This is a genomic window from Aeromicrobium sp. UBA7512 (genome assembly GCF_002476985.1).
Lineage (GTDB): Bacteria > Actinomycetota > Actinomycetes > Propionibacteriales > Nocardioidaceae > Aeromicrobium > Aeromicrobium phoceense.
The window spans coordinates 603,191-610,817 of the sequence record NZ_DLNK01000005.1 but is presented as its reverse complement, the minus strand read 5'-3'; the positions used below and the strand labels follow the sequence as shown (position 1 = coordinate 610,817).

Annotated in this window: 7 protein-coding genes; all 7 read right to left on the bottom strand. The window is 70.8% G+C overall.

What is annotated here, in order from left to right:
• Positions 1 to 250: 250 nt before the first annotated feature.
• Positions 251 to 1,492: a phospholipase D-like domain-containing protein gene (locus tag B2363_RS09395; RefSeq protein WP_286929762.1), complete on the bottom strand. Its 1,242-nt coding sequence runs from the start codon at positions 1,490 to 1,492 to the stop codon at positions 251 to 253.
• A gap of 20 nt (positions 1,493 to 1,512) precedes the next feature.
• Positions 1,513 to 2,367 carry a tRNA pseudouridine(55) synthase TruB gene (truB, locus tag B2363_RS09390; RefSeq protein ID WP_286929778.1) on the bottom strand — a complete coding sequence of 285 codons (855 nt, stop codon included), beginning with the start codon at positions 2,365 to 2,367 and terminating at the stop codon, positions 1,513 to 1,515.
• A gap of 67 nt (positions 2,368 to 2,434) precedes the next feature.
• The gene (gene rbfA / locus B2363_RS09385) at positions 2,435 to 2,881 is read right to left on the bottom strand and encodes a 30S ribosome-binding factor RbfA (RefSeq protein WP_194956478.1); all 447 of its coding nucleotides are present in this window, start codon (positions 2,879 to 2,881) and stop codon (positions 2,435 to 2,437) included.
• A complete protein-coding gene (gene infB, locus B2363_RS09380; protein WP_286929761.1) occupies positions 2,878 to 5,685 on the bottom strand; it encodes a translation initiation factor IF-2 in 2,808 nt (935 codons plus the stop codon). The genes rbfA and infB overlap by 4 nt, the downstream gene beginning before the upstream one ends.
• A 158-nt stretch (positions 5,686 to 5,843) precedes the next feature.
• On the bottom strand, positions 5,844 to 6,113 hold the full coding sequence (locus B2363_RS09375; protein WP_286929777.1) for a YlxR family protein: 270 nt from the start codon (positions 6,111 to 6,113) through the stop codon (positions 5,844 to 5,846).
• A gap of 20 nt (positions 6,114 to 6,133) precedes the next feature.
• Positions 6,134 to 7,162 (bottom strand): transcription termination factor NusA, encoded by a 1,029-nt coding sequence (gene nusA / locus B2363_RS09370; RefSeq protein ID WP_286929760.1) that lies wholly within the window; start codon positions 7,160 to 7,162, stop codon positions 6,134 to 6,136.
• Entirely contained in the window at positions 7,162 to 7,626 is a 465-nt protein-coding gene (gene rimP / locus B2363_RS09365) for a ribosome maturation factor RimP (protein WP_286929759.1), read from the bottom strand. Before rimP ends, nusA begins: the two co-directional genes overlap by 1 nt.
• Position 7,627 lies beyond the last annotated feature (1 nt).

Sequence of the window (7,627 nt, the reverse complement as noted above, 5' to 3'; positions counted from 1 at the left end):
AAACCCGGGTCGGTCACGATGCGCGCTACGTTTTCCCGCGGCCAGTTTCCGGACCCCCAACAGGAGTTCCTGGCGTTAACCGCTTCGGTCTGCGCTCCGCTGCGCTGTTCGGCGCAACAAGAAGAACACTACCCATACGATCCCAGCGAGGGCAAACCGGGGTCGGGGTGCCCTGCGTCACACCCGAGATTCCGGGCCAAAACGACCACGCCCGCTCCCCCGGGACACGCCGACCGCGCCGGCGCCGGCGTCAGACCAGCGGCCGCCACGGGCTCAGGAGACGCTCGTAGAGCCGGGCGATCGTGGGCCGGTCGCGCCAGGCCTGGACGTCGAGGACCTGGGCGCTCTGGGCGTCGCGCTCGAAGATGCGGCTCATGCCCTCCGCGAGTCCGTCATCGAGGATCTCGAGGTTGATCTCGTAGTTCCCCGTCAGGCTCAGACGGTCGATGTTGGCAGTGCCGATGGTCGACCACTCGCCATCGACCGTCATCGTCTTCGCGTGCACCATGTGGTCGCTGTAGCGCAGGATCTCCACTCCGGCGTCGAGCAGCTGGCCGAAGTAGCCGCGCGCGACGAAGTCGGCGACGACGTGGTTCGAGACCTTCGGGACGAGGATACGCACCTGCACGCCGCGACGGCTGGCGTCGACGAGTCCTTGCAGGATGTTCTTGTCGGGGATGAAGTACGCCTGCGTGATCTCGATGGACTTCGTCGCCCGGTCGATCGCCTCGAGGTACATCCCACGGATCGGGTAGATGAGCTGCCGGGGCACGTTGCGGTGAGCGCGCACGTGCGGGTCCCAGGTGGACTCGGAGAGGGGCGTCATCGACTCGTGCGGACGCACATCGTTCCAGAAGTCGATGAAGGCGTTCTCCAGGTCCCACACCGCCGGACCGGTGACCGCGACGTGGGTGTCGCGCCACTCGTCGGCGTAGAGGCTGCCGATGTTGTAGCCCCCGACGAACCCGATGGCGTCGTCGACCACGAGGATCTTGCGGTGGTTGCGGCCCCAGGCGCGAGGGCTGAAGAACGCCAGCCGGTGCGGCAGGATCGGGTAGCGCATCATGTGCACCCCGTGGCCGAATCGGAAGAACGCGGGCGGCACCACGAGGTTGGCGAAGCCGTCGTAGATCACGCAGACCTCGACGCCGCGGTCGGCCGCGTCGCGCAGGGCGCGGCGGAACCGGCGGCCCATCTCGTCGCCCTTGATGATGTAGGACTCCAGCAGGATCCGCCGGCGCGCGCCGGCGATCGCGGCGAGCATGTCGTCGTACAGCGCCTCCCCCGAGACGTACACCTGCACCTCGTTGCCGCCACCGATCGTGAAGTGCTCGGCCTCGATCCGCGGGAGCGGCTCGGTGCCCTTGCCACGCATCCGCTTGCGGATGGAGGTGGCGGTCATCAGCGAGACGACGGCACCCAGCTGCACCAACAGGCTGCCGATCAGGAAGCGGCGGAACAGGCCGCGTGGGGGTGACGACCGGAAGCGCATGGCGCTCAGCCTAGGTGGTCTCAGACGAAGACGGCGACAGGGCGCGCGCCGGCGCCGGCCGCCTCGTACAGCGCGAGGAAGGAACCGTCGGGGGCGAACATCGCCACCGGGCCCTCGGCCGGGAGGGCAACCGCCGGGAGGGCGCGGCCGAACCGCACGTCGCGGGCCTGGTCCTCGTCGAGGTCCAGGCCGGGGAACGCGGCCCGCGCGGCGTCGTCGAGTCCGACCATGTCGAACGACTGGGCCAGCTGGTCGAGGGTGCGGGCCTGGTCGAGGCCGAAGCCGCCCACGCGCGTGCGGCGCAGGCTGGTGAGGTGTCCGCCGACGCCCAGCGCGCGACCGAGGTCACGCGCGAGGGCACGCACGTACGTGCCGCTCGAGCACACCACGCGCACGTGGGCGAAGGCGCGCTCGCCGGGCTCGAACCCGGTCAGCTCGAAGGTCTCCACCGTCACGGCGCGTGCCTTGAGCTGGACCTCCTCGCCCGACCGCACGCGCGCGTAGGCACGCTTGCCGTCGACCTTGATGGCCGAGACGGCCGAGGGCACCTGCTCGATCGCGCCGGTCAGCGGTGCGATCTCGCGCAGGACGTCGTCGGCGGTGACGGCCGACGCATCGGCCACCGACGTCTCGTCGCCCTGGGCGTCGTCCGTGACGGTCGTGGCACCCAGCGCGATGGTGGCGAGGTACTCCTTGTCGGCGCCGGCCACGTGGCCGAGCAGCCGGGTGGCGCGGTTGACCCCGAGCACGAGCACGCCCGTGGCCATGGGATCGAGCGTGCCGGCGTGGCCGACCTTGCGCGTGCCGGCGAGCCGTCGCGTGCGCGCGACCACGTCGTGCGAGGTCCAGTCGATCGGCTTGTCGACGACGACCAGGCCCGAGGCCGTGGTCGCGGCGCGCCGCTCGCGTTGCTGCGAGTCGGCGTGCCGCGACCCCGGAACCTCACTGCTCAGTGGACTCGTCCTCGTCCTCGCGCTGCTTGTACGGCTCGGGCTCGCCGGCGTACGCGGCGCCCTGGGCCGCCTCGGCGACGCGCGCATCGGACTCGCGGGCCTTGGCCAGCAGGTCCTCGATCTCGCGCGCCGTCTCGGGGACGGAGTCCAGGAAGAACTCCAGGGACGGCGTGTGCCGCGCCCCGAGCTGCTTGCCGACCTCGGAGCGGATCAGGCCCGTGGCGCTGACCAGCGCCGCGGCGGTGTCCTCCCGGGAGCGGTCGTCGCCCATCACGGTGTAGAAGATCGACGCGTGCTGACCGTCGCCGGTCAGCCGCACGTCCGTGATGGTGACGAAGCCGAGCCGCGGGTCCTTGACCCGCCGCTCGAGCATCGTCGCCACGATCTCCTTGATGCGATCGGACTTCTTCGCCTGACGAGGGCTTGCCACGGTCAGTCCCGCTTCTTCTCGACCAGCTCGAAGGCCTCGATGGTGTCCCCGACCTTGATGTCGGAGTACGAGACCACGACACCGCACTCGAAGCCCTCGCGGACCTCGGACGCGTCGTCCTTCTCACGGCGCAGCGACAGGACGTCGAGGTTGTCGGCCACGACCGAGCCGTCCCGCACGATGCGAACCTTCGCATTGCGCCGGATGGAGCCGCTGGTGACCATGCAGCCCGCGATGTTGCCGCCCTTGACCTTGCTCGAGCGGAAGATGTCGCGGATCTCGGCGGTACCGAGCTGCTGCTCCTCGTAGATCGGCTTGAGCATGCCCTTGAGGGCCGCCTCGATCTCGTCGATCGCCTGGTAGATGACCGAGTAGTACTTGATCTCGACACCCTCGCGGTCGGCCAGCTCCGTCGCCTTGCCCTGCGGGCGGACGTTGTAGCCGATGATGACCGCGTTGGAGGCCGCCGCCAGGTTGACGTCGGTCTCGGTGATGGCGCCGACACCACGGTCGATGACCCGCAGCGAGACCTCGTCGCCGATGTCGATGCCGGCCAGCGAGTCCTCGAGGGCCTCGACCGAACCAGCGCCGTCGCCCTTGAGGATGAGCAGCAGCTCGTCGGCCTCGCCCTTCTCCATCGAGGACATGAAGTCCTCAAGCGTGCGACGACCGGAGCGCTTCGCCAGCAGGGCGTTGCGCTCGCGCGCCTCGCGCTTCTCGGCGATCTGACGGGCGATGCGGTCGTCCTCGACCACCATGAAGTTGTCACCCGCACCGGGCACGGCCGTCAGGCCGAGCACGAGCGCCGGACGCGACGGGGTCGCCTCCTCGATGTTGTCGCCGAACTCGTCGAGCATCGCGCGGACACGGCCGAAGGCCGGACCGGCGACGAGCGAGTCGCCGACGCGCAGCGTGCCGCGCTGGACCAGCACGGTGGCCACGGGGCCACGACCGCGGTCGAGGTGAGCCTCGATCGCGAGGCCCTCGGCCCGCTGGTTCGGGTTGGCGCGCAGGTCGAGCTCCGCGTCCGCGGTGAGCACGATCGACTCGAGCAGGGCGTCGAGGCCCAGCTCGGCCTTGGCCGAGACGTCGACGAACATCGTGTCGCCGCCGTACTCCTCGGGCACCAGGCCGTACTCGGTCAGCTGACCGCGGACCTTGGTCGAATCGGCGCCTTCCTTGTCGATCTTGTTGACCGCGACGACGATCGGCACACCGGCGGCCTTGGCGTGGTTGAGCGCCTCGACCGTCTGGGGCATGACGCCGTCGTCGGCCGCGACCACGAGGATCGCGATGTCGGTCGCCTGGGCACCACGGGCACGCATGGCGGTGAACGCCTCGTGGCCCGGGGTGTCGATGAAGGTGATGCGACGCTCGTTGCCGTCGACCTCGGTGGCGACCTGGTAGGCGCCGATCGACTGCGTGATGCCGCCGGCCTCCTTGGCCGCCACGTTGGCCTTGCGCAGCGCGTCGAGCAGCTTCGTCTTGCCGTGGTCGACGTGACCCATGACGGTGACGACCGGCGGGCGGGCCGCGAGATCCTCCTCGTCGCCCTCGTCCTCGCCGAACTCCAGCGAGAAGGACTCGAGCAGCTCGCGGTCCTCGTCCTCGGGCGAGACGACCTGGACGTCGTAGTTCAGCTCCTCACCGAGCAGCTGCAGCGTCTCGTCGTTGACCGACTGCGTCGCGGTCACCATCTCGCCCATGTGGAACAGCACCTGGACGAGCGATGCCGCGTCGACGCCGACCTTGTCGGCGAAGTCGGTCAGCGAGGCGCCGCGCGCCAGGCGCACGATCTGGCCGTCGCCCTTGCGGACGCGCACGCCGCCGATCGACGGCGCCTGCATCTGGTCGAATTCCTGACGCTTCGCGCGCTTGCTCTTGCGACCACGGCGCACCGGACCACCGGCGCGACCGAAGGCACCCTGGGTGCCGCCGCGCTGGTTGCGACCGGGACCGCCGCCACCGGGGCGACCGCCACCGGGAGGGCCGCTGAAGCCACCGGGACGCGCAGCGCCACCGGCGCCACCGCCGCCACCGGGACGGCCACCGCCGCCGGGACGACCGGGACCGCCGGCGCGACCGCCGGGACCGGGACGCGCACCGGGGCGCGCGGGCCCGACCGACGACTGCTTGGGCATCATCGCGGGGTTGGGGCGAGGCATGCCCGGACGTGCCGGGGCACCGCCCTCACGTGCGGCAGGCGGCCGCGGTGCGCGGTCCTGCTGCATGCCCTGCTTGGACGAGAACGGGTTGTTGCCCGGACGCGCGGCAGGCGTGCGCGGACCGGGACGGGGACCGCCGCCGGTGGGCAGGCCACCGGCCTGGCCCGGACGGGGAGCCGGCGCTGGAGCGGGACCCGGGCGCGGGCCCGGGGTACGCGTCGGCGCGGGAGCCGCCGCGGCGGGAGCCTCGGGCGCCGGTGCCTCAGGCGCTGCCGGGGCGGGACCCTCGACGACCTGGGGAGCCGGGGCGGGAGCCTCGGGGGTGGGCGCCTGTGCCGGACCCGGCTTCGGCGCGGTGGGGGCCGACGGGGCGGCCGGCGATGCGGCGACCTCGGCGGACGTGGACTCGGGGGTCTTCTGGGGTGCCTGGGGCGCCGCCGGCTTGGCGGGGGCCTTCTTGGCACCCTTCTTGGCGCCCTGCTCGCGCAGGCGGTCGCCGTGCTCCTCCTTCAGACGGCGCACGACTGGCGCCTCGACGGTGGAGGACGCCGACTTCACGTACTCGCCCATCTCCTTGAGGGTGGACAGGACGACCTTGCTCTCGACACCGAGCTCGCGTGCGAGCTCGTGGACTCTGACAGCCACTCTTCTCCTTCAGGGATCCGGCCCCGAAGGAGGCACGGATCAGTTGTTGACGTACAGGCTCATTGCGCGGTGCATCTTCATTGCGCAGTACTCATCGAGTGCTCATGAGCGTGTGCTCCGATTTCCGTTTCGAGCGGCACCGGTCGGTGCCACAGTGGTCAGGCTCTGCTGTGGGCCTCGGCTCGCACCCAGGCGGCGACAGCGTCGGTGTCGAGGGGGCCTTCGAGACGAAGGGCCCTGACGAACGCTCGCCGGTCAAGAGCGAGTTGCAGGCACCGTTCCGCGGGGTGCAGATGCGCACCGCGGCCCGGCCGAGATCCGTCTGGGTCGGGCTCCACGGTGCTTCCCGCGGGGCTCCGGCCGGCGACGACTCTCACCAGGGTGGACTTCTCCGCACGCTGACGACAGCCGACGCACGTACGAATCACCACAGTCCAGTCTAGCGGCTCTACCGAGTGGACGCCGAATCGCCACCCGGCGTGGGTGCCGTGTCGGGCCGGATGTCGATCCGCCAACCGGTCAGCTTCGCTGCGAGGCGGGCATTCTGGCCCTCCTTGCCGATCGCGAGCGACAGCTGGAAGTCGGGGACGACGACGCGGGCGGAGCGCGTGGCCTCGTCGACGATCGTGACCCCCTTCACCTGCGCCGGGGACAGCGCGTAGGCGATGAACTCGGCCGGGTTCTCGCTGAAGTCGACGATGTCGATCTTCTCCCCGTGCAGCTCGGTCATGACCGCGCGCACGCGCTGGCCCATCGGGCCGATGCAGGCGCCCTTGGGGTTCACACCGGCGGCGGTGGCGTGCACGGCGATCTTCGTGCGGTGGCCGGCCTCGCGGGCGATGGCCGCGATCTCGACCGAGCCGTCGGCGATCTCGGGCGACTCCAGCGCGAACAGCAACTTCACCAGGTTCGGGTGCGTGCGCGACACCTTCACGCGCGGACCGCGCAGGCCGCGCTCGACCTCGTAGACGTAGGCCTTGATGCGCTCGCCGTGGGCGTACCGCTCCTCGGGGACCCGCTCGTTCAGCGGCAGCACGGCCTCGATCGAGCCGAGGTCGATGAACACGTCGCCGGGCGAGCGGCCCTGCTGGATCACGCCGGAGACGATGTCGCCGACCTTGCCGGAGAACTCACCGAACTTGCGCTCGTCCTCGACGTCGCGGATCCGCTGCATGATCAGCTGGCGCGCGACGGACGCGGCGAAGCGGCCGAAGTCCTCGGGGGTGTCGTCGAACTCCTCGGTGAACGTGGCGGCGGGCGTCTCGCCGTCCTCGGACGGGGCCGCCTCGAGGCGCTCGCGCGCCCACACCGTGACGTGACCGGTCTTGCGGTCGAGCTCGACCCTCGCGTGCTGCTGGGCACCCGCGGTCTTGTGGTACGCCGAGAGCAGCGCGGTCTCGATCGCGTCGACGACGAGGTCGAAGCCGATCCCCTTCTCGCGCTCCAGCATCCGCAGCGCGGACATGTCGATGTCCATCAGACGTCCTTCCGGTTCAGCTCGATCTGCACGACGGCCTTGACGATCTCGTCGTACGGGAAGCGGGTGGTGTCGCCCTTGACGGCCAGGTCGACCCCGGTGTCGTCGCTGGCGCGGATGCGGGCCTCGAAGCGCTCGCCGTCGACCAGCTCGACGGCCACGACGCGGCCGGCGTTGCGGCGCCAGTGGCGCGGTTCGAGGAGGGGGCGGTCGACGCCGCGCGACGCGACCTCGAGCGTGTAGCGGCTCTCGCCCATGACGTCGGACTCGTCGAGGGCCGCGGAGACGGCGCGCGTGACCTGGGCGATCGTGTCGATGTCGACGCCGCCGTCGCGGTCGACGGCGACCAGCAGGCGGCGGTTCTCGTTCTTGCCGAGCAGCTCGACCTCGTCGAGGTCGAGGCCGAGGGGGGTGACGACGGGTTCGAGGAGACTCGATATCCGGTCCGTGGGGGAAGTGGTCATC